A 20,475-nucleotide genomic window follows, 5' to 3' on the forward strand; every position below is an offset into this window, starting at 1 on the left:
TTCACATCTAACTTATTGTAATTAAGAAGTTTAGGTTGAGAATTTCAAGGTGAAATCGCCAAAGTTTTACGCCAGTTTCGCTTCAGGAATATCTGACCATCGTGTCGTATAAGCAGGAGAAAGCATCTCCCGTTTCATCTGCCATTCCGGGGCAATGCCCCGCCCCGCAAACCATACTTTACCCAGCCCTGAGTGGTTGATCCCGTCCAGAACCTTCATCAGCTCAGCACTGTGAGGGCGTGGCGGGCGTTCGTCGAACAGTTGCAGCTGCGAAACGCCGGAGCCGGTGAAGTCATTCAGCATAACTCCGGCTTTGGCATACCGGTGCTCATCCCTCCAGATACGCTCCAGAGCCGTTGTGGCGGCTGCAATGATGTCCCTGGTGTCCTGAGTCGGGGTAAGCAGTTTTTCCGTGGCCACGTTGCCGTAGTACGGCTCTTTAGCGGCGAACGGGGACGTTTTGATGAAAACGGAAATATGCCGGCAATACTGGCGCTCTTTACGCAGCTTTTCAGAGGCCCGCTCTGCGTGCTGGCAGATAGCCTGGCGGAGCGACTCGAACTCAGTGATCTTCACGCCAAAACTGCGGCTGCACACAATTTGCTGTTTAGTCGAAGGGGCTTCCTCAAGCGAAAGGCAGCTTTCCCCGTTCAGTTCACGTACCGTTCGCTCAAGGACCACAGAAAAATTTTTGCGGATGAAGGCCGGGTTCGTCAGAGCCAGATCGAGTGCGGTCTTTATGCCCAGCACATTCAGCTTGCGTGCAATACGGTTACCCACCCCCCATATTTCTTCAACTGGCTGCAGTGAAAGCAGTTTCCGCGTTCTCTGCGGATTTCCCCTGGTCAGAGCGAGTACGCCACGAAACTGTTTCCACTCTTTTGAGGCCCACTGGGCTGATTTTGCGAGGGTTTTCGTTGGTCCGGCGCCCACGCCAATGGTCAGGCGGGTACAGTCATACACGTGCTGACGCAGCTGCCGGCCGAAGTCCTCAAGCCCCATACAGTGCTCCACGCCGGTCAGGTCGAGGAACATCTCATCAATGGAATACTGTTCCACCCTGGGTGCCAGTTCCTCCAGGCAGTTCATCACGCGCGCTGACATCGAGGCGTAAAGTTCATAGTTACTTGAAAATGCATATATTTTTTCCGGGTACCTTTCGTTTTTTATCTGAAACCACGGAGTCCCCATTTTGATCCAGGGCTTCGCCTCGGCACTGCGAGCGATTACGTTCCCGTCGTTGTTGCTCAGGACGACTATCGGCTTTCCTTTCAAATCCGGGCGGAAAACACGTTCACAGCTGGCATAGAAGCTGTTCACATCGGCCAGGCCAAACATCAGTACATCTCCCTCGGTCGGTGGATGATATGCGTGACGACGCCAAAGATATCCAGCTCGTCGGGGTCAGGATAAATCGGCGACCAGGAGGCATTCATGGGCTGCAGCGTCAGCCGTGGCGTCAGCAGAAGCCGTTTCACCGTAAACTCCCCCTGTACGCTGGCGACAACGATATCGCCGTGCCGCGGCTTTTCAGCACTGTCCACAACCAGCAGATCGCCATTGTACAGACTGCCGTCGGCCATGCTGTCTCCGCTGGCACGCAGGTAGTACGTCGCGCTCGGATGCCGTATGCAGTAATCATGGAGATCCAGATCGGACTCGACATAGTCAGCAGCAGGGCTGGGAAAACCGCAGCTGGCCAGATCGGCAAACAATGGATGGGCCTGTGGCGGGAGTTCTTTCCCGGTGCTGAAAAGTTGTAGCTTCATCTTTCCTCCTGATACTCTAATTTCACTGGTTATACATACAGTGTATTTAACAGCGTGACGATAATCCAGATTGCATGCCTTAAGAACATTTTGAGTAAATAAAAGTGTTCAAAATGCTTAAATTAATCATTTTGATATTTTTATATTGCTCATATTGAGAAGTATTACTTTGATTTTTTCATTTTGCTCGTATAATTAGTATCAAATTGAGTGTAATTAACGGAGCATAATGATGAATATTTACTGCGATGATGGTTCAACTAATGTTAAGCTGGCATGGTTTGAAGGAGATGAGCTTCAGACCCGGGTTTCTGCGAACTCCTTCCGTCATGGCTGGAAAGTGGCGGAATTCAGTGCGGCAACGTTCAACTATCAGGTGGGTACGCTGAAATACACCTGGGACAGCGTCAGCCGGGATGCCATCCCGACAACAAACGTGGAATATCAGTACGGTGATCTCAACCTGCTGGCCGTGCATCATGCGCTGCTGAACAGCGGACTGGAGCCGCAGCCGGTGAGCCTGACCGTGACGCTGCCCCTGAGTGAGTATTACGACGGGGACTGCCAGCGGAACGAGGAGAACATACGACGCAAACGGGAAAACCTGATGCGTGAGCTGGTTCTGAATAAGGGCAGGGCATTTACCGTAACGGACGTGAAGGTGATGCCGGAATCACTACCGGCGGCGTTCTCCCGTCTCGCGGAGCTGAAGCCCGGCCCCGCGGAGACCACCTTGATTATCGATCTCGGTGGCACCACGCTCGATGCCGGTGTGATTGTCGGCCAGTTTGATGATATCAGTGCGGTGCACGGTAATCCGTCTGTCGGCGTGTCACAGGTCACCCGCGCAGCTTCAGGCGCGCTGCGGGCGGCAGACAGCGAAACCAGCGCCCTCATCGCTGACACTATCATCCGCAACCGCAATGATCGTCAGTATCTGCAGCGTGTGATCAACGATGCCGGTAAAATCGACGAGGTTCGGAACAAAATAGCAGAGGCGATCACTTCCCTGGGGGCGCGTGTCACCAGTGAGCTGACGGCCTTCAGGAACGTTAACCGGGTATTCCTGGTCGGGGGAGGGGCTTCCCTCATAGAAGAAGCTATCCGTCAGGCCTGGCCTCTGGCTCCTGACCGTATCGAGGTTATCGGCGATCCGCAGATGGCGCTGGCCAGGGAGATTGCCCTTTACAATAAAGAGGACTAAACGTGCCGGACGGCCAGTATTCTTTCTATCTGCACAGCGACGATCGCACCGACATCGCGGCAATGGCAACCATCAGCACCATCTCACAGCCCCTGCGCGGTGAGTTCATCCGTACCGCCGCCACCGCCGGGGCGGTGGTATACCAGGTGGATGCCCGTTTACCGGCGCTGATCCCGGTGTTCTTTGCCGGGCAACTGAGCGCTGTCCGCCTTTGCGCCGTGATGGCCCTGGTCTCCGGAACCTGGTCCTCACTCACCGGCCTTCCGGATGAGCCCGAAAATGGCGAGGCTGCTCTGCCTGTGTCACCGGAGACAGAATACCAGCGCCGGCGTTACACCCTGACGCTTCAGAATGGCCGGAGTGGGGAACGGGTGGAAAGTGTGCTGACGGAAGCGTCATCCCGTCTGCGTGGGGATCTGCTGAGAAACCTGATTATCACCGGTCTTGCCCTCCACACGACGGCGCCGGAACTGCCGCGCCTGCTGGCCAGTATGCCGGTACCGCCCACCTCGGTCAGTGAGCTGCAGGCACTGGTTCAGCAGATGGCCGGCACCGCTGACGTGAACAGGGCTGCAGCTGCAGTACCGGATACGCCGGCAGCATCTGCCGCGCCGGTGTCCGGGTCGGATACCCGGGAAATAAAGAAAAATATGCGGCGTGCATTCGGCGACTAACAGTACGAATCACATCCACTACTACACCGATTTCAAATGACTGGCATCCCAGGGAGGTTCTCATGTCACCAGGATTCAGAAATGTTCTCCGTCTCGCCCGCATTCCCGTCGACAGCAGTGAACCGGTGCGCAGAAAATTTGGCAGCCGGCTGATTGGCATTGTGACGATATGTCTGCTTCCGCTTCTGGTTTTCGACGTTCCGCAGTGGGTTTTCATTTTGTCGCAGGTCATCTGGGGGGCGGGCGTCTATATTGGCCTGTCCCTGGCCGGGGATAAATCCCTGAACCGCTGATACAAATTTTCTGGTTGTTCAAAAAAAGAACAGGCGTGGTGGCGTCTGTTCTCCCGCGCTTCTCCGTCCTTTGCCTTCAGGTTATCCACAATCTTAAGCCCCGGATTTGTGGACAGGTAGCCGACAATTCCCCCATTCACCTGGCGTTAACGCAAGCCTGCCGCCCGCTGCCAGTGTCTCGCGTCCGGTCTGGTACGGGACGGGCGGTTTATCTGCTCCGGCCCGGCGTCGTTGAGAGTGTACGCCAGTCCCTCGCCCTTTTAAGGAACGCCCTTCAAGCCGCTTTCGCGGCATAGCCTCGCCGTCGAAACGACTGACGGCTGCGGTATTCCACGGTCGGCCTGACCCGTGACCGGTCGCGGCGTACAGGCAGCGTGCGGCAGGGAAGGGTATCGCGGTGATATCTCCTGCACACACTGACCACAGAGGAGTCGGCGGATACCGCCCGAAAAGAGAATGGAAAAACGTATGACCGTTAAAGCTTTCAGCGCCCGTCTGGCGCAGTACCCGGAAGACGAACTGTGCTGCGGCACGTTCTGGCTGGCTGATGATTTTCTCTCACTCGACGACTCGCTCACGGAGGGTGACATCGAGGCGGCGATGGAGCGTGCGCAGGACAGCCATGATGCGAATGACGGCTTCAACTGGTGCCACCTGCAGGCGGCAATCGACGAGGTGAAACGAGCATGAACAACTGGCTGATCGGTATGAGTGTCGATGTCGATGACGTCGAAATTATGGTCAACTTTATTGTCTGTGCGCCCGACCTGGAACATGCCGAAGCGGGTATTCAGGCAATGGGTCGTACCTGGTGGCCAGCATTAAGCCGGGAGGACGACGGACACTGCTGGCAGTACCTGCAGGGTGTCGTCTGGTTCAACAGCATCGTCCTGCTCGATGACGTGGAAAACAGCATCCTGCGTGGCCTCAGATTTCTTGATGCGTGGGTGATTTCCGGCACACCCGATGCACCGGTCATCATGGATGAGTACGGAAATGACTGGCGGGATATCACACGCTGACCTTCAACCGACAGGGCGCAATGCCCTGTTTTTTTGCCCTTCTGATGCCGTCGCCTTTTCCGGCTCCGCTTTTATCCGCGACCGCCAGGCGGCGCGGGGGGATGAACCTGCCACCCGCTGCCAGTGTCTCGCGTCCGGTCTGGTACGGGACGGGCGGTTTTTCCGCTCCGGCCCGGCGTCGTTGAGAGTGTACGCCAGTCCCTCGCCCTTTTAAGGAACGCCCTTCAAGCCGCTTTCGCGGCATATCCTTGCCGTCGAAAAGACGGACGGCTGCGGTATTCCACGGTCGGCCTGACCCGTGACCGGACGCGATGAACAGGCAGCGTGCGGCAGGGAACGGTATCGCGGTGATGCCTCCTGCCCCCTCAGACTACAGGAGTGCTGCCATGTCCAGATTCATTCTCGGGAACTGTATTGATGTGATGCGCGGATTCCCCGACCGTGCCGTGGACCTTATTGTGACCGATCCGCCTTACCTCGTCGGTTTTAAGGACCGTCAGGGCAGACAGATTGCCGGGGATGTGACGGACGAGTGGCTGCAACCGGCCACGCTGGAGATGTATCGCGTCCTTAAAAAAGACGCGCTGATGGTGAGCTTCTACGGCTGGAACCGTGTGGACCGCTTTATGGCCGCGTGGAAGGCGGCAGGATTCTATGCCGTGGGCCAGCTTGTGTTCACCAAAAACTATGCCTCCAACCGTCGTAACGCCAGGGCCCGACGCGGATTTGTGGACTACTGCCATGAAGGGGCTTATGTCCTTGCCAAAGGCCGCCCCGTGCCGCCCCTTAAACCGCTGCCGGATGTGCTGCCCTTCCCGTATACCGGTAATACCCTGCATCCGACGCAGAAACCGGTGGAGGCGCTACAGCCGCTGATTGAGTCATTTAGCGCCCCGGGCGCGATTGTTCTCGACCCGTTTGCCGGAAGCGGTTCGACCTGCGTCGCTGCATACCGTGCCGGACGCCGCTATATCGGCATCGAAATGCTGGCGCAGTACCACCGGGCCGGAACCGAACGACTGGCCGCCATGCACCGGGCCGTCAATACCCCGGCGGCGAACGATGAATGGCTCCCGGAGGCCGCGTAATGAATTACGACGGACACGAAGCCCTGCGCCGCGATATGGCCGGGCTGGCGAACAATCTTTGCGACCTGAAAACCACCCTGAAAGTGCTGGAAGACACGTACCACTACCGGTACGACGGACTGGCGGAACGGCTTGCCGGTATCAGTCTGCGACGTCTCAGCGTCCTGATGGATGAGGCGTTCAATATTGCACTGATGCTCGATGAAAGCTTTCTGGATTGAGGAGAGAACATGTACGGAACCCGTGAAGATCTTTGCAGGATGCTGAATGAGCAATATCCCGCAGAAACCCCGCTGAACCTGATTATCTGGACCCCGGCGGATATTGAAGCACTGGCTGACGGGATGGAATATTCCTTTTCAGAACATGACGTAAGGGCAGTACTGGAACGCATGGACGCTATACCGGAAGAACAACGGCTTGAGTCGGGCGTGTCAGCTGGCCTGGTGATGGCACTGATAGACCAGGTGAAAGAGAACGGGAAGAGGGTGACTGTGCCGGTTGACCTGCTTGAAACCCTGCTGATTACCGCCGAACAGGCATTGTGGGACAGGGAATGGACCGCACGGGATCGCAATCTCCCGGTGCCGGAAAGCGTAATGCGCCGCCTGGCGGATACAGCAAAAGTGCGGGCATTACTGAAAAGCTGACAGCAGATCGCCCCGCCACGCTGCGGGGTGATATACCCCGGACAGAGACGATAATGATGAAAAATGAAACCCTTAACACGCTTATTCTGCGTCACGGCGACCGGATGCTGCGCCAGGCTGGCTGGCCCGACACTGTTGATATGGCGCCCGTCGCCCCTGAAACCGTACCCGGCTGGCTTGCCGCCTGCGGCTCTCTCAGTGGCGTGGAAATCCTCACGCTTACGGAACAGCTTTGTCAGCCGCTGACGTATGGCTGGGCAGCGTTGTTGCTCGCCAGCGCCCGGCGGCTGGCGGGAACCCCGGCTCGTCTGCATCTCTTTCCGGTGCAGGCATATCCGCATCCGGAGCGGCTGGCTGACTGTCAGGTTATCCGCCTGCCTTACGCTCAGGAGTGGCTGACGGCGGCGGAATGTGACGATCTGCTGGCCTTCCTGAAAGCCTCCCTCACGCAGATATCGGAAATCGTCCACCGGGATACGAAGCGCATCGCCGCCGCGCTGACGTCGTCCGTCAATCCCCGTCTGATGGACAGGCGGATCGGTGACTGGCGCTTGCTGGCCGTGGAGTATGATCATGATAACTGCCTGGACGAAGACGAAACCGACAGGCTGGATCAGGTCCTCGATGCCATTCTTATTCGCGATGCGCGATTCTGCCCGGTCCTGCTCACCCTGGTTAACGAGCGGGAGGAAACTATCAGGAGCGCAGGGGTTATCGCTGATCAGCTGCGTTTTACGGACACTCCGGTCCGGCGCTGGTTTGATCGCCGGGTTTTAAGGGAAATGGTGAGAGAGGCCCGCGCCAGCAGAACTCAGGAGTGACAGCCCGGCGCATCAGGGGAGGGGGACCCTCCCTTGTCAGCCTGCCGGCACAGGAGGAGTGGTGCGATAAGGATGTCGCCGTGCCAGCTCCGCGTCCACCCGGCCCGGTTTCCGGGCCTTTTGGGTGAACACAACCCTCTGTTATCGCCGTGCCGTGTGCTGGCTGTGCCGTGCCTTCACTTTAGCCCGGCAGCCGCAGAGGCTGGAGTTTGCTGGCGCACCCATCTCCGGATAAGGAAGTCGCCGGCTTGCCGTTGCCGCCGGCTCCGCTTCACCCGGCCCCATCCCTCCGGTCTGTGGCCTTATTCCTGCGTCTGTCGCGTCGCGACATCTGCTTCCGCTTTTCTCCCTGTGGTCGAAAAACGGGGGGAGAAACCCTGTATTCAACCTCCTGCATCGCGACGGGTAGTGCCGTGCCTTCACTTTAGCCCGGCTGCTGCAGATGCAAGGGTTCGCTGACGCCGCCATCCTCGCCCGGTCGCAGTTTTTTTATGATGCTCGCCGTTCTTCCCGTCGTTTTCTCGCTCAGGTTTCGCTCGAAAACCGTCCAGACCCGCTTCGCGCTTTATCTGCGCTGCGGCCTCCGGTGTCGCCCCTGCATCTTCCGCTTTCCGCCGGGCTGACGTGTCGGCACGGCACAACCCGGTGCCGCAGTCCATGTGATTACGGAGGTTTTACCATGCAGTATGTGACAACACGCCCCGTCCTGAATGTTGAAGAGTGTGACCGCCTGTCTTTTATGCCCTACATGTTCGGCGCTGATTTTATGCTCGCAGAATTGCAGGTGTATGCGCTGGCGAAACAATGGATGCCTGAATACAGCAGTGAGTTCTGGCACTTTATCCGGCTGCCAGAGGGCGGCGGTTACATGATGCCGGATTGTGGCCGGGTTCATCTGTTCAACAGTGAAAACTGGTTTGATCGCATGGTCAGCGCCGACGCGGCGGGCATTATTCTGACCAGCCTGGCGATTAATCGCCGTCTGGCGGCCCATCATGACAGCAGTAACCCGGCACTGACTCGCCTTTATATGCTGCGTGATGCCCAGCTCTGGAATCACATTACCCTTCACCCGGAATGCAACGCCATTTACGCCGCGCTGGACTGATTAACGACCGGGGCGGCCATGCCGCCCCGCAGGGAGACGAAAAAATGAATTCATCCATCACCACTCCGGCCATCTACGTGGGCACGTATCACCAGTACAACAGCGGCAGTATTTTTGGCAAATGGTTTGATTTAACCGATTTCGACGACGAAGACGAATTTTATGACGCCTGCCGGGCGTTGCATGCCGCCGAGGATGACCCCGAGTTTATGTTTCAGGACATCGAGGGTATTCCGTCACAGTTTGCCTCTGAATCCTCTGTTAAGTGGGCGTTTATCGAGGCATTCCGGCAGGCTCAGGACGAAGGACGCGCCGCCGCGTTTGTGGCCTGGGCGGAATATACCGGCGAGTGCGACTATGACGCCTTTGATGATGCGTATTGCGGCGAGGCTGAAAGCGAGGAGGATTTTGCTTATGGCTTTGTGGAGGATCACGGCCTGTTAAACGAGGTGCCTGAATCCCTGCGCGTCTATTTCGATTATGAGGCTTACGCGCGGGATCTGTTCAGCAGCGGCTATGTCTTCCATGAAGGCTATGTATTCAGCAACTGATTAATATCAGGCCGGGAAGCCCGCCGGTTAAGGAGAAAGCACATGAAACTTGCACCACAAAGCCGCGATATCCTGCGACAGTACAAAGCCCTGATTAATGCCCGCCGCCGCGATGCCGGTCAGCGGGAACTGACCACTGCGCAGGTGATGGATGAAATCTGCGAATACATGACCTGTCAGTGTGCCGTCTACATTGGCGGACACTTTATCATACAGGGCGGCAAGGGCCAGTAAGCTCGATGGCAGGCGTCCGGGCCGGAGGGTGCCTGTCAGTCCGCGCGCAAAACCCTGGCAGGCTGCGCCTGCCGGAGAGAGTCGTCGCCGCGCCTCCGGCGCCGCGCACTCTCTTCTCCGTTGTCAGTCGCTGTTGTCCGGGAATACGCGTATTATCAGGGATATCTTCCTGTAAAGCAGACCGGTGATACATATGTCAAAGTGGAATATCGCCTCTTTTCCAAAAGAGGAGCAGGACAAAGTTGCCGTCGATAAGGTGGCCGCTGCCGTTGCCTGGCAGGAAAGGATGTGTGCCTGAGCTTGTTGAACGGGAACAGCCTGAACACATGCGCGAATATTTCCATGAACGGCTCCGCGTACATCGACTGAACAGTCAGCAGTTGCCGCGCGCAAATGCACCCGAATATAATAAACCGGGCGATGATCAGCAGAATTGATATTCTTACAGTCAGTGTGTCCAGGGAGGGGAATCTGTGCGTATGTCTATGATGTTTGCTGCCGTGACGCTTTTAACCGGTATTAACCTGTTTTTTATTCCGTTTCAGCCTGTTCCGGCCCTGTGGGGGGCTATCCTGGCCGTTGCTTTTGTTCTGATTAATGTCGTGGCGGATAAGCTGCTCCTCTGGAGTGGCATGGCGTGGATTATCGTTGCCGGCATCATCATAACGCTGATGCTGCAGGGGAAAGAGCCGGGTGACGAATTTCGTGTCCTGATCACCGTTTTCGCTTTCCTTGCTTCTGCCTGGTACTGCGTTGTTCAGTACAGAAAAGAGAAGGGCGAATCTCAGTCCTGACCAGACCAGACCAGACCAGACCAGACCAGACCAGACCAGACCAGACCAGACCAGACCTACCGGTACTCTCCATCTTGCTGCAGCTCTTCCTCTGTTTAACTTTCTTTTCACACAATCTGCCCCGGGGCCACCTTCGGCTCCTGACCCGCTGGCGCGGTTCAGTCGTCGAGCCACACTCCGCTAACCGCGAAAAGACGCGGTAAGCTCCGCCGAACCCGCAACGCGGTTTCGGGCCTGCCGGCTAGTGTCTGATGTCTGAGTTCAACGGCAGCGCTTGCTGCGACCGTTCCGGCCGCGCCGCTTTCACCGTGCCGGCGATAAAGCTGCCGGCACTCTGCAGGGCAACGCCGTTTCGCGCACGCGCTCTTCGTCGTTGCGGCGGGTGCCTGCTCCTTTCCCCTGGTGCCGTATCACCCGTTTGAGTCCATTCGCCCGGGCTGACATAGCCACAACCTGTCGCATTGGCTGTCCAGGGTGTAATGAACAGTCCACAAAACTTTTTGCATGGAACCGCAAAAACTTTTGTGTCCTGCCCCGGACAGATGCGTCAGGCCGTGGCGTCTTTGCCCTCGCGGCGAACGGCTCTCAAACGGGTGAAGGTTTTATCCAGGGGGCAGGTTCAGCAGGTCCCCGCACAAAGTCAAAACCGCGGCCCCGGCAACTCAACGGGTGATGGTTTTAAAAGGCAAAACAACGGATTAAGGAGATTCATCATGGCAGCACGTGGCGTTAACAAAGTCATTCTGGTCGGATATCTGGGACAGGATCCCGAGGTGCGTTACATGCCCAACGGGGGCGCAGTGGCCAATCTGACGCTGGCCACGTCTGAAACATGGCGTGACAAGCAGACGGGAGAGATGCGCGAAAACACCGAGTGGCACCGTGTTGTCATGTTCGGCAAGCTCGCGGAAGTGGCGGGCGAATACCTGCGTAAAGGCGCACAGGTCTACATCGAGGGCCAGCTGCGCACCCGCAACTGGCAGGACGATGCCGGAGTCACGCGCTACGTCACCGAGGTGCTGGTCGGGCAGAACGGCACCCTGCAGATGCTCGGCGGCCGCCGTGAATCCGGTGTACCTGAGAGCGCCGCGCAGCCGCAGAATCCTGCCACCCCGGCACAACCTGCTCAGGCAGCAGCTAAATCCCCGAAAGCGAAGGGCGGTAAGAAAGGCCGTCAGGATGCCGCCCCGCCTCAGCAACCGCCTCAGCCACTCCCGGATGATTTCCCACCAATGGATGATGACGCGCCCTTTTAAACCACGATGAAGACGCCCCGTTCAGGCGGGGCAGAAAAGGAGAAACACATGGACCATAACGTTTTGTCCCCGCTTGAATCCCTGCCGGATGGCACGTTTACCCGCGAGCAGGCTCAGGTTGTCGCAGCGCAGTATCAGAATGTGGCGATTGAAGATGACCAGGGGACCCATTTTCGCCTTGTCGTCCGTCATCAGGATGACGGCAGCATGGTCTGGCGCGTCTGGAATTTTGAACCGGGCGGCGAGGACCTGATGAACCGTTATATCCGGGACTACGGAGTACGCAAAACGAAGTAAGCAGTAAGAAGAAGGCCGGACAGGTGGGCTGTCCGGCAGACATTCATCAATAGCTAAGAGGTATCAATTATGTCTGCAACAGAGTCTAAGGTAAAAACTGCTCCAAAAACCAGCAAAAAATCCCTTAAAGCTGCTGAAGCCGAAGCGCTGAAAGCGGCTCTCGATGCCGCACCGATTGAGTATGTCCCGGTGACGGCCCTGGTGAAATCTCCCCTGAACGTCAGGACCATCCCTTATCCGGCGGAGAAAGTACGCTCAATGGCAGATTCCATTGATGCGCTTGGCCTGTTGCAGAATCTGGTCGTTCATTCTCTCCCTGACGGGTTGTGTGGTGTGGCTGCAGGTGGTCGTCGCCTGAAAGCGCTGCAGCTCCTGCAGAGTGAAAAACGTATCGATGCCGGATATCAGGTGATGGTGAAAAAGGTACCTGATGAACTGGCTGTTGCTGCATCAATGGCAGAAAACGAACAGCAGATGGCAATGCATCCGTCTGAACAGATCGCCGGATTCCGCACGCTGGCAGAGCAGGGGAAAACTCCCGCGCAGATTGGCGATTGGCTTGGGTTCGGTACCCGTCATGTTCAGCGCATGTTGAAGCTGACCGAACTGGCTCCCGAAATTCTGGAGGCGCTGGCGAAAGATGAAATCACCACCGAACACTGCCAGGCACTGGCGCTCGAAAGCGATCAGAAACGCCAGGTGGAAGTGCTGGAATCCGCTCGCAAACGGTCCTGGAATAATGAAGTATCAGTTTCCTCGATCCGTAACCTCATTACCTCAGAAGAGGTCTCCACAAACGGCGATAAATTCCGCTTTGTGGGGCAGGCCGCATTCAGTCCGGAAGAAATCCGGGTTGATCTCTTCAGCAGCGAAAACGGCGGCTATGTCAAAAGCGCATCGCTCGATACCGCCCTGCTGGAAAAACTGCAGAATATCGCGGAGCACCTCCGCGAAGCGGAAGGCTGGTCATGGTGTGATGGTCGTCTTGACCCGATTTCACACTACGGGAAGGACACTAAAATCTGGCGTCTGCAGTCTGTTCCACCGATTGAATATTCTGAGACAGAATCAGAACGTCTTGCGGAGCTGGAAGCTCTGGAGGCTAAGTATGAAGACGAGAACCCCGGCGTGAATGCTGATGTCGTGGCCGGGGCTCTGGAAGCCGTCTGGGAAGAACAGCAGACCATCGCGCACCGGGCAAAACACCGGGCATGGACGGATGAATATAAGCAGACCTCCGGTGTGGTGGTTTCCTGGAATGGTCATGAGGTGACGGTGCAGCGTGGCGTAGTACTGCGCGCCGATGAAAAAATGGAGGAGAAGGATGCCTCCACCGATCAGGCCCCTGAAAAAGTCGATCCGCTGGACGCCGTCAGTGTTCCGTTGCTGACCCGCCTTTCTTCTGAACGCACACTGGCGGTTCAGGCGGCCCTGTTGCAGCAGCCGCAGAAAGCCGTCGCGCTGATGGTCTGGAAAATGTGTAACTCGGTTTTCCATACCACGACGTCCGTCAAAGAGCCGTTCTGCATTAGCGTGAGTGTGTCGCATTACGCGCTGACCCGTGAAGCACCTGACGGTGAAAACAGCGTTGCTTTTCAGGCCATCCAGTCAGAAAAAGAACGTCTTGAAGCCCTGCTGCCGGAAAACTGGCGAAAGGATATGACCACCTTCTTTACGCTCGATGGCGCAACCCTGATGGCGCTGATGGCTTTCTGCACCGCCTGTTCCATTGATGGTGTACAGAGCAAGGATGAATTTGGTCGTAAACACCAGAGTTCGCTGGATGGGGTGGAAAACGCCATTCAGTTTGACCTTCGTGACTGGTGGAAACCGACGGCTGATAACCTTTTCTCGCACATGAAGCTGCCACACATTGTACAGGCACTCTCTCAGGCCGGACTGGCAGGCGCAGCACTGGACGCCGCGAAAATGAAGAAAAAGGATGCCGCTGAACATGCAGAGCACTTCCTCTCAAAAATCCGTTGGGTTCCGGAATGGATGACCAGTGCAGACAACCAGAAACAGCTTGCTGCAAAGTCTGAACTCAGCCTGGTAACGAGTCAGAACGATACAAACGCTGATTCCGACGACGTCACTGACCATAACAACCCGGCTTGCGCCGCCTGATCACGGAAGCCGCCCCTTCGGGGGCGGCGAAAGGGAGACTAAAAATGAAAACTTTACTGACTCTGGATGTCCTGAAAACCATGTCAACCGACGAGCTGGAAGACTACCGCGCTGCCGGTGAAGATTTCCGCCGGGAGCTGAGCCACGCAGTCATGCGCGATCTGACCTCACCGTCCGGCTGGTCCGTGAATGCTGAATACCGGTGCGAATTTGGCGGCTTCTTTCCTGTCCAGATCCGTTTTACCCCCCCTCATGGTCACTTTGATGTGGCGGTATGCAGTCCGGGGGAGCTGAATCCTCGCTGGATAGTGGTCTTTGTTACCCGTGACGGACAGCCGTTCTCTGTCGTTCGCGTGATGGATGCATTCAACCCTGAACTCATCACCCACACTCTGGATCTCATCGAGTGTCTTGACGCCGGTGGCTACTCGTTTGCCAGCATCATCAACACGCTGTCACAGGAGGGCGCACAATGATCCCGTCATCCAGTGCTCTTGTATCCCTGAAGCCAGCCCGTCAGGCAGCGCTGCAGGCCATCATGACGGTGGAAGAGGCTCGCCAGCGTGGCGCACGTCTGCCATCGATGCCACACGTCCGGACATTCCTGCGCCTGCTGACAGGCTGCAGCCGGATTAATAGTGACGTTGCCCGCCGCATCCCTGGCCTTCACCGTGATCCAAAAGACCGCCTTTCCAGCCTGAAACAGGTGGAAGAGGCTCTGGATATGCTTATCTCCAGCCACGGGGAATACTGTCCGCTGCCGCTGACAATGGATGTGCAGGCTGAACTTTTTCCGGAGGTCCTTCATACCCGGACAATACGCAGGCTGAAACGTCAGGACATTGCCTTCACCCGAAAAATGCGCCGTGAAGCCCGTCAGGTCGAGCAGTCCTGGTTACTGCGTCAGAACCTGCTGGGACAGGCTGTCACAGAACTGAATTTTCAGTCACCAGAAACTGTCTGCACCTGGTACACCCGGTGGAGCGACGAGTTTGACGCGAGTGAGCTGGAACCGGCCTTCTGGCGCTGGCAGACGCGATTCGCCTCACTCAGGGAGCTGGTCTGGCTGCGTTACAGTCATGCACCGTTGTATGAGGTGATGCATGAAATCAGTTTTATCGTCAGGGGAACCGGGGAACACATTCTGGAACGCGAACGCTGGCTGGTTCCCAACAAACTTGAGTTGCAGGAGAGAAAATAATGAGAAATAACCCCTGCAAAACGGAGCTGAAGGTGGCCCGCAGCCAGCGCAATAAACTGAATACCATTTCTTCCCGACTTAAAGAAATGACCTGTGAATGGGACGGGCTGAGTGGCTGGCTGGAAACAGAAACAGAGCGGCTGGTTGAATATGTCGATCAGCATATTCAGGCGCTGGATGAACAAATCAGGGACTGGTCTGCAGGAAACAGCGACAGGGAGTTCTGATGAGTATTGTCAGCCGGAAGTTTGATCGGAAGGATGTGGGAACGGTATTTCGCCATGCGGTCACCGGAAAAGTATTGTGCCGTCTGGAGGTCAAGCTGACTTCAGAAGACAGGGAGGAGTTACTGTCCTTAATCAGTCTGGTGTATCGCGCCGGAGAGAACGCCGGTAGTGAACAACGGGCGGCTGAAATCCGGCAGGCGCTGGGTTTACAGAGAGAAAACGAGTCAGGAGGTGTTTGAGGATATATTCAGTTATCAGACTGTTAGTCCTGGGTGGATGAGAGACGACAGGGTATAATGACATCGGCGCTTGAGGCTTTTTGCCTCATGACGTAAAGGTGGTTTGTTACCGTGTTGTGTGGCAGAAAGCAGAAAGCCCCGTAGTTAATTTTCATTAACCCACGAGGCCACCTGTATGCCTAGACAACATCAGGATAGCCTCTTAGATGCCGCGAGGCAAGGAGAAGAAGGCCATGAAACTGCCGCGAAACACTCTGCTCGGGTGTGTATTAATAGTGTGCCTCACACTGTTGATATTCACTTACCTCACCCGGAAATCACTCTGTGAAATCCGGTACAGGGACACGAACAGGGAGGTGGCGGCTTTTATGGCTTACGAATCCGCTAAGTAGCTAACCCCGGCGGGGGGAAACCCCCGCCATTAAGGGGAGATGATGTCTGTCATGCCTGAAGCGCCTTTATGAAGGGGTTGCCGGTTCGCCGGTAGCCCCTTTTTCCTTCCCGATGCGACCGCACGCCTTAACTTCCGGTAAGGGCAGTTCCCCTGCGGGGAACGGGGGGAGGCGGTAGCGCCTCCGGCGCTGCCCGCTATTCATGCTAATACTAGTGTTCGCATCCATTAGCTATTGCCGGGAAAAGTTATTGTTAGTGTGGTTTAAGAATCTGTTGTGCCCACAGTAACTCAAGAACCTTCTGCTGAACTCCAGACAGACGTTCAAAATAAACTTAGTGCCTTGTGCGGTAAGTATTCAAAGAGATAACTATATCTCTTTGACGTTGGATATTCAGGTAATTCGGTCCATCCAGCATCCACGAAAAAGCCACTTTCGCGACTCATTGAGCTGTTACCTTACAGAGTTTCATACCAGTAAAGACGGATACCCTTATTGCTCTACTGGCAAATACTATCACCGTTAGTATTTTCAGATGAAAGCCTGACGAGTTCCTTGTATGGAGGATAAATACCAGCCTCGAGGGCTGCTTTGTTAGCCTTCAGTTGGTCTATACGTGCAGTACCCGATTTAACCAGTCTATCCTTTTTACCATCAGCCGAGTTATCCTGTTTCATGCCGGAACAATAGTCTATGAGTGATGATTCAGCTTGTTGCAATGCCATTAAATAATCTGTTTGATTTGTCAGGGAATTTTTTTCGGTATTTAATTGAATTGTTGGGTCATAATATTCTTTGAGGCTATCTTCTATTTTTGGTTTGATTGAAGTAAATATAGCCGCAATAAAAGCCAAGCCCTCATTAGTTGGCCTGGTTTCTATGACTGTCGATGTTAATGTTACAGGAAGAGATAAATCACTTTTTGAGAAAACTGTTTCCGGCTGTTTCCTTGGGTCATTTGGGACACTTTTAACTGTTCCTTTTCTCTTTTCAGTATGAGGTGCTGAACCGTCTGCAGTCACATTACTAGTAGTCTGGAGTGTATTAAATGAGGAGAACCAGGGAGATTCAATTGGGTACTGGTCTGTATTAATATCTTTGGTGTAAACGGTTGGGGTATTTCCGATTTTATTGTTTTGAATTAATATCACGCTACCTTTCTCTGTAGAGCTTGAATTATTGAATTTTAGAGAAACAGACAAGTCCCTTTCGCCGGATTTTGATCCATCAATTGATTTGTCGATACGCACAAAGTTTGGTGCAAATGCTAAAGCCGTTTTATTAGATGAAGGAATCACACTTATTTCAATTAAATGATCCACTCTATAAATTGAAGGTAAATTTAATGAAGTTATTCTTTTACTTTGTTCAGCAGAGGGTGGAGAGAAATTAAATATATTATTAGTGCTTAACGCTCTACTATTTAATGATGTACTTTCAAAATCCCCACGAACGATTACTATACACCGGGGAATAACTCCCGGGTCAAGATTCATGTTCAATATGGACGTGCTGCTTTGTAACTCCCCTCCCTCTGCGCCTTTCTCCAGAACGGTTGCGAAATTTGATAATGCCTGGGATGTAATGGCTGCAACTGCAGATACGACAATTGCAGATTCTAATCCGCTTGGCGCATGTGGGCATCTGTCAGTGCTTGCAAATACTCTAGCCTCACCGGGAGCCGCATACGTTTTTGGTCTAGCTCCGGGGAAGCCTGAAGAACATCCACTGGTAAAACTCATAGATGTTATTAAAGTTAGTAAGGTAAAAAAATCTCTTGTATTAACTTTCATTATTTCACCCTATATATTATTGCGAGCCGCACTGATCATGTTGTTTATATCTGAAATAACATTTTGAGTTAATAATATACCATGGTTGAAATTTGAGCTCCCATCTGTATCATTCAAACCCTGAGTGTGTATACCTATTACTTTATATGTTTTGTCATAAATGATAATTGGAGCGCCGCTATCACCTTCATTTGTATTTAACAAATAAGTGACACTGCTTAAATTTGTTTTACTTATCTTCCCACTACCGTATGTTAACCATTTGGAACCATCACTGCGGACAACTCCATACCCTCCAAGAAGTATGTCTTCTGAAGGTATAATATGACTTATATTTAACGGATTGACGTTACAGTCGGCTAATATAGCTATCGCTAAATCGAGTTGACTATGAAATTGAGGTGGATATATATCATATTTTTTATGGAACGTTTCGTTTGAATTAAACTCAAGCCATACACCGGCAGCATCCCAGTCTGAGACTTGAGTAAAATTATGTTTGGCTGTAACAATAACGTCTGGGGCGTACATGAATCCTGAACCAAAAACAGAAGCATTCTGGTTGCCAACTTCCAATAGCCCAATAGAACTCCATGGCCATATTTTTTCATCAATAGTTTGCCTGGGTGGAACGCCTGGTGATGAACTAAATGGCTTCATGTTATTTAACAAAGCATTTTGGGGATTTTTTGAATTCATAATCACCACCTTTCTACACAATGATGTAGAATTACAAGCGATTGGGTTTATGGGCGTAGCGTTAGTAATTTATGGTGTACATAATGCATGTATAGCAGATTGATTTTTAAATGCAAGCTTATAAAGCTCATTTCTTTTTTTTAATTGCTAAGTTATTGGGAAACATCGTTGTTTAATAAATGAAAACTGTATTTTAATGCACAGTGTTATTTTGTATACTTCTTAGCAGCCTAACCGGTTATTATAAATCCTCTTTACATCATTCCTACGCTAAAATGTTGGTAATCCCGTCCAGTTCTGCTGGCCGCAATGGGAAACAATGAGGCGCTTGACCATGAGTAACGGCTTGTTGCGCAAGAGCTACAGTGCTGAAAGGCGTCGAATCAGTCTGCGGGACGCCGGGAAATTTATATGCACCGGGTATTAATGCTAATGGATGCGTACATATCAGCATTAATTATCTTTTGTGTTCAACATTTCCTCTCTTTACTGGATTTTGTATGACTCCTGTCATACTATTGTCTGTGTAATGAACAGTAATTAATCCACTTAACTCAGAGAGGCGAAGCGCAGTCGCGGGTGAGCCAAAGGAGATCAAGCATGAACTTCACGATAAAATCCCGTAAAACCGGCGAAATTTTCAGTTTTTACGCACCCGACAGTGGCGGCTATGTTCACCTGGAGTCCCCGGGACGCCCTGGTAACACCGGTGCTCAGATTTGCCGTGGGGGAGGGTTTATGGGGAGTACGCTTTTCTGTGGCGCTTCTGAGGATGATCTGGCCAGTGTTGCCCGTAAATGGTACCAACAGTTCGTGAGGGAGCGGCGCAAATTCTTAATTATGTCGGGCCAGTATGCTGAGGATAACCAATGAAAAAAGAGATCTCCCGCAACCCCTCTTTCACGCCTTCGCCTAAGCTGCGAGCACATCTGAACTCCCACAGGGAAGGGGTGACTGAACGGCTGAATAATATCTTTGATCGCTATGCGCATCTGGTTCGCGCCTGTGCCCTTCCTCTCGATGACGAAGAAACACAGGTTCTGCTTAATGTGCTGAATGGCTCCGTTGTGGAACCCGCCTTTATTGAATATCTGGCTCAGGAAATCCGGGACTCGGATTACTATCTGGAGGGTATCCCCGCGGCTGAATCACTGTATGAAAAGTGCCTGTCAGCGACCTATCCACAACTGCTGGCCACCGTCGAGCGGCTCGATCGCTGAAGGAGGTAAAACCGATGGGTGACGTACTTTCCTGCAGACAACTTACGGCTAATCTTAAGATGATTGCCGGGGCGATTGGCTGCCTCAACAGGAAAGATGTTGCACAAATTATCAGCCTGGGCGGTGTTCCATGTTCAAAAAGCCGGGCCGACTCGATAATCCGCAGTGCCGGGGCGGAAAAAAATGCATCCGGTAATTCTCATCTTCGCGGAGCAAGAATAAACCGATCCGCAGAGGTTACGCCGGAAGAATTCAATGCGTTTTGTGCCGGGCTGAAAGCATTTCTTATCGCGTTCGAAGCGAATAATCTGAGTGAAAACAACGATAAGTAACCTCCTGACCTGTCTGTGATCCGGACAACTGCAGTTTCAGGAATTTATAAATCCCTATATGTGGTGGTGTTAATTTTGTGACGCGGATCATAATATCCGGCCCGGTTATTGAGCTGTATGTTGCATATATTGACCTATCTCGATTCGCCAGTTGGCTCAGCCCGTGTTTACTCTGCGGGCTTTTGTTCTGATACTCCCCCGTTCCTTCCTGTGATGGTTTTCTTTCCTGCTGTGTCCCTTTAAAACCTGAAAAGGCTTAAAAGCACCCCCACACTGGACCCCTTCGGCTCCTGGCCAGCTGCGCTGTCCAGTCGTCGAGCCACACTCCGCCATGGCAGCTGCTGCGCACCTGCCGGGCTCCGCCGAACCCGCAAAGCGGTTTCGGGCCTGACGGCTAGTGTCTGATGTCTGAAGTCAAGGTCAACGGCAGCGCTTGCTGCGACCGTTCCGGCCGCGCCGCTTTCACCGTGCCGGCGATAAAGCT

Annotated in this window: 29 protein-coding genes and 3 pseudogenes; 28 read left to right on the forward strand and 4 right to left on the reverse strand. The window is 53.8% G+C overall.

Translation table 11 applies throughout. The features are described 5' to 3' along the window. Positions 1-66: 66 nt before the first annotated feature. Positions 67-1,338 carry a Y-family DNA polymerase gene (locus CWM61_RS24375; RefSeq protein ID WP_100632082.1) on the reverse strand — a complete coding sequence of 424 codons (1,272 nt, stop codon included), beginning with the start codon at positions 1,336-1,338 and terminating at the stop codon, positions 67-69. Further along, entirely contained in the window at positions 1,338-1,769 is a 432-nt protein-coding gene (gene umuD / locus CWM61_RS24380) for a translesion error-prone DNA polymerase V autoproteolytic subunit (RefSeq protein ID WP_001568036.1), read from the reverse strand. The genes CWM61_RS24375 and umuD overlap by 1 nt, the downstream gene beginning before the upstream one ends. A 232-nt stretch (positions 1,770-2,001) precedes the next feature. Between umuD and parM the strand changes: the two genes are divergently transcribed. The 25 genes and pseudogenes from parM to CWM61_RS24500 all read left to right on the forward strand — a co-directional run bounded on the left by parM (position 2,002) and on the right by CWM61_RS24500 (position 15,947). Next, positions 2,002-2,973 carry a plasmid segregation protein ParM domain-containing protein gene (gene parM / locus CWM61_RS24385; RefSeq protein WP_100632083.1) on the forward strand — a complete coding sequence of 324 codons (972 nt, stop codon included), beginning with the start codon at positions 2,002-2,004 and terminating at the stop codon, positions 2,971-2,973. A gap of 2 nt (positions 2,974-2,975) precedes the next feature. Continuing rightward, positions 2,976-3,647 carry a plasmid partitioning/stability family protein gene (locus CWM61_RS24390; RefSeq protein WP_001568039.1) on the forward strand — a complete coding sequence of 224 codons (672 nt, stop codon included), beginning with the start codon at positions 2,976-2,978 and terminating at the stop codon, positions 3,645-3,647. Between the two features lie 62 nt (positions 3,648-3,709). Further along, on the forward strand, positions 3,710-3,940 hold the full coding sequence (locus tag CWM61_RS24395; RefSeq protein WP_023329036.1) for a hypothetical protein: 231 nt from the start codon (positions 3,710-3,712) through the stop codon (positions 3,938-3,940). A gap of 159 nt (positions 3,941-4,099) precedes the next feature. Beyond that, positions 4,100-4,341, forward strand: a pseudogene (locus tag CWM61_RS30245) (hypothetical protein); the annotation flags it as partial. A gap of 67 nt (positions 4,342-4,408) precedes the next feature. Further along, a complete protein-coding gene (locus CWM61_RS24400; RefSeq protein ID WP_020805715.1) occupies positions 4,409-4,630 on the forward strand; it encodes a hypothetical protein in 222 nt (73 codons plus the stop codon). Beyond that, positions 4,627-4,962: a hypothetical protein gene (locus CWM61_RS24405; protein ID WP_100632084.1), complete on the forward strand. Its 336-nt coding sequence runs from the start codon at positions 4,627-4,629 to the stop codon at positions 4,960-4,962. Before CWM61_RS24400 ends, CWM61_RS24405 begins: the two co-directional genes overlap by 4 nt. A 121-nt stretch (positions 4,963-5,083) precedes the next feature. Continuing rightward, a pseudogene (locus tag CWM61_RS29700) lies at positions 5,084-5,277 on the forward strand (hypothetical protein); the annotation flags it as partial. A gap of 71 nt (positions 5,278-5,348) precedes the next feature. After that, positions 5,349-6,050, forward strand: coding sequence for a DNA methylase (locus tag CWM61_RS24410; RefSeq protein WP_001568041.1), 702 nt, complete (start codon positions 5,349-5,351; stop codon positions 6,048-6,050). Next, positions 6,050-6,271, forward strand: coding sequence for a hypothetical protein (locus CWM61_RS24415; RefSeq protein ID WP_001568042.1), 222 nt, complete (start codon positions 6,050-6,052; stop codon positions 6,269-6,271). Before CWM61_RS24410 ends, CWM61_RS24415 begins: the two co-directional genes overlap by 1 nt. Positions 6,272-6,280: 9 nt before the next feature. After that, entirely contained in the window at positions 6,281-6,700 is a 420-nt protein-coding gene (locus tag CWM61_RS24420) for a DUF1380 domain-containing protein (RefSeq protein WP_100632085.1), read from the forward strand. A 53-nt stretch (positions 6,701-6,753) separates the two neighbouring features. Continuing rightward, on the forward strand, positions 6,754-7,521 hold the full coding sequence (locus CWM61_RS24425) for a hypothetical protein (RefSeq protein WP_100632086.1): 768 nt from the start codon (positions 6,754-6,756) through the stop codon (positions 7,519-7,521). Between the two features lie 679 nt (positions 7,522-8,200). Then, the gene (locus tag CWM61_RS29705) at positions 8,201-8,629 is read left to right on the forward strand and encodes an antirestriction protein (protein ID WP_100632087.1); all 429 of its coding nucleotides are present in this window, start codon (positions 8,201-8,203) and stop codon (positions 8,627-8,629) included. A 44-nt stretch (positions 8,630-8,673) separates the two neighbouring features. Beyond that, positions 8,674-9,180, forward strand: coding sequence for an antirestriction protein ArdA (locus CWM61_RS24440; RefSeq protein ID WP_100632107.1), 507 nt, complete (start codon positions 8,674-8,676; stop codon positions 9,178-9,180). Between the two features lie 42 nt (positions 9,181-9,222). Further along, a complete protein-coding gene (locus CWM61_RS24445; protein ID WP_100632088.1) occupies positions 9,223-9,414 on the forward strand; it encodes a hypothetical protein in 192 nt (63 codons plus the stop codon). A 193-nt stretch (positions 9,415-9,607) separates the two neighbouring features. Further along, positions 9,608-9,851: pseudogene (locus CWM61_RS24450) on the forward strand (DNA polymerase III subunit theta). A gap of 36 nt (positions 9,852-9,887) precedes the next feature. Then, positions 9,888-10,208 carry a hypothetical protein gene (locus tag CWM61_RS24455; RefSeq protein ID WP_100632089.1) on the forward strand — a complete coding sequence of 107 codons (321 nt, stop codon included), beginning with the start codon at positions 9,888-9,890 and terminating at the stop codon, positions 10,206-10,208. Between the two features lie 713 nt (positions 10,209-10,921). Continuing rightward, a complete protein-coding gene (locus tag CWM61_RS24465; protein WP_100632091.1) occupies positions 10,922-11,464 on the forward strand; it encodes a single-stranded DNA-binding protein in 543 nt (180 codons plus the stop codon). A 48-nt stretch (positions 11,465-11,512) separates the two neighbouring features. Then, positions 11,513-11,761: a DUF905 domain-containing protein gene (locus CWM61_RS24470; RefSeq protein ID WP_100632092.1), complete on the forward strand. Its 249-nt coding sequence runs from the start codon at positions 11,513-11,515 to the stop codon at positions 11,759-11,761. A 69-nt stretch (positions 11,762-11,830) separates the two neighbouring features. Continuing rightward, a complete protein-coding gene (locus CWM61_RS24475) occupies positions 11,831-13,888 on the forward strand; it encodes a ParB/RepB/Spo0J family partition protein (RefSeq protein ID WP_100632093.1) in 2,058 nt (685 codons plus the stop codon). 44 nt (positions 13,889-13,932) lie between these two features. Next, positions 13,933-14,364, forward strand: coding sequence for a conjugation system SOS inhibitor PsiB (psiB, locus tag CWM61_RS24480; RefSeq protein ID WP_100632094.1), 432 nt, complete (start codon positions 13,933-13,935; stop codon positions 14,362-14,364). After that, positions 14,361-15,089, forward strand: coding sequence for a plasmid SOS inhibition protein A (locus CWM61_RS24485; protein WP_100632095.1), 729 nt, complete (start codon positions 14,361-14,363; stop codon positions 15,087-15,089). Before psiB ends, CWM61_RS24485 begins: the two co-directional genes overlap by 4 nt. Beyond that, a complete protein-coding gene (locus CWM61_RS24490) occupies positions 15,089-15,316 on the forward strand; it encodes a hypothetical protein (RefSeq protein WP_100632096.1) in 228 nt (75 codons plus the stop codon). Before CWM61_RS24485 ends, CWM61_RS24490 begins: the two co-directional genes overlap by 1 nt. Continuing rightward, complete coding sequence (locus tag CWM61_RS24495; protein WP_052451810.1) at positions 15,316-15,555, forward strand: hypothetical protein; 240 nt, start codon at positions 15,316-15,318, stop codon at positions 15,553-15,555. Before CWM61_RS24490 ends, CWM61_RS24495 begins: the two co-directional genes overlap by 1 nt. A gap of 175 nt (positions 15,556-15,730) precedes the next feature. After that, positions 15,731-15,883, forward strand: a complete 153-nt coding sequence (locus tag CWM61_RS29990) for a DUF5431 family protein (protein ID WP_224222653.1) — start codon at positions 15,731-15,733, stop codon at positions 15,881-15,883. Continuing rightward, on the forward strand, positions 15,828-15,947 hold the full coding sequence (locus CWM61_RS24500) for a type I toxin-antitoxin system Hok family toxin (RefSeq protein WP_223156217.1): 120 nt from the start codon (positions 15,828-15,830) through the stop codon (positions 15,945-15,947). The genes CWM61_RS29990 and CWM61_RS24500 overlap by 56 nt, the downstream gene beginning before the upstream one ends. 500 nt (positions 15,948-16,447) lie before the next feature. Here the strand turns inward: CWM61_RS24500 and CWM61_RS28885 are convergent, their stop codons facing one another. After that, positions 16,448-17,740 (reverse strand): hypothetical protein, encoded by a 1,293-nt coding sequence (locus CWM61_RS28885; RefSeq protein ID WP_133122473.1) that lies wholly within the window; start codon positions 17,738-17,740, stop codon positions 16,448-16,450. 9 nt (positions 17,741-17,749) lie between these two features. Then, complete coding sequence (locus tag CWM61_RS28890) at positions 17,750-18,439, reverse strand: trypsin-like serine peptidase (protein WP_133122474.1); 690 nt, start codon at positions 18,437-18,439, stop codon at positions 17,750-17,752. Between the two features lie 600 nt (positions 18,440-19,039). On the opposite strand from CWM61_RS28890, the gene CWM61_RS24515 reads away from it, so the two are divergent. Genes CWM61_RS24515 through CWM61_RS24525 form a run of 3 tightly spaced genes read left to right on the forward strand, consistent with a single transcriptional unit; the run spans position 19,040 to position 19,991 of the window. After that, complete coding sequence (locus CWM61_RS24515; protein ID WP_100632098.1) at positions 19,040-19,312, forward strand: hypothetical protein; 273 nt, start codon at positions 19,040-19,042, stop codon at positions 19,310-19,312. Further along, a complete protein-coding gene (locus CWM61_RS24520) occupies positions 19,309-19,659 on the forward strand; it encodes a hypothetical protein (RefSeq protein WP_023340954.1) in 351 nt (116 codons plus the stop codon). Before CWM61_RS24515 ends, CWM61_RS24520 begins: the two co-directional genes overlap by 4 nt. Positions 19,660-19,673: 14 nt before the next feature. Continuing rightward, entirely contained in the window at positions 19,674-19,991 is a 318-nt protein-coding gene (locus CWM61_RS24525; protein ID WP_100632099.1) for a hypothetical protein, read from the forward strand. Positions 19,992-20,475 lie beyond the last annotated feature (484 nt).

Source organism: Klebsiella sp. K-Nf6 (genome assembly GCF_002806655.1).
Taxonomy (GTDB): domain Bacteria; phylum Pseudomonadota; class Gammaproteobacteria; order Enterobacterales; family Enterobacteriaceae; genus Klebsiella; species Klebsiella variicola.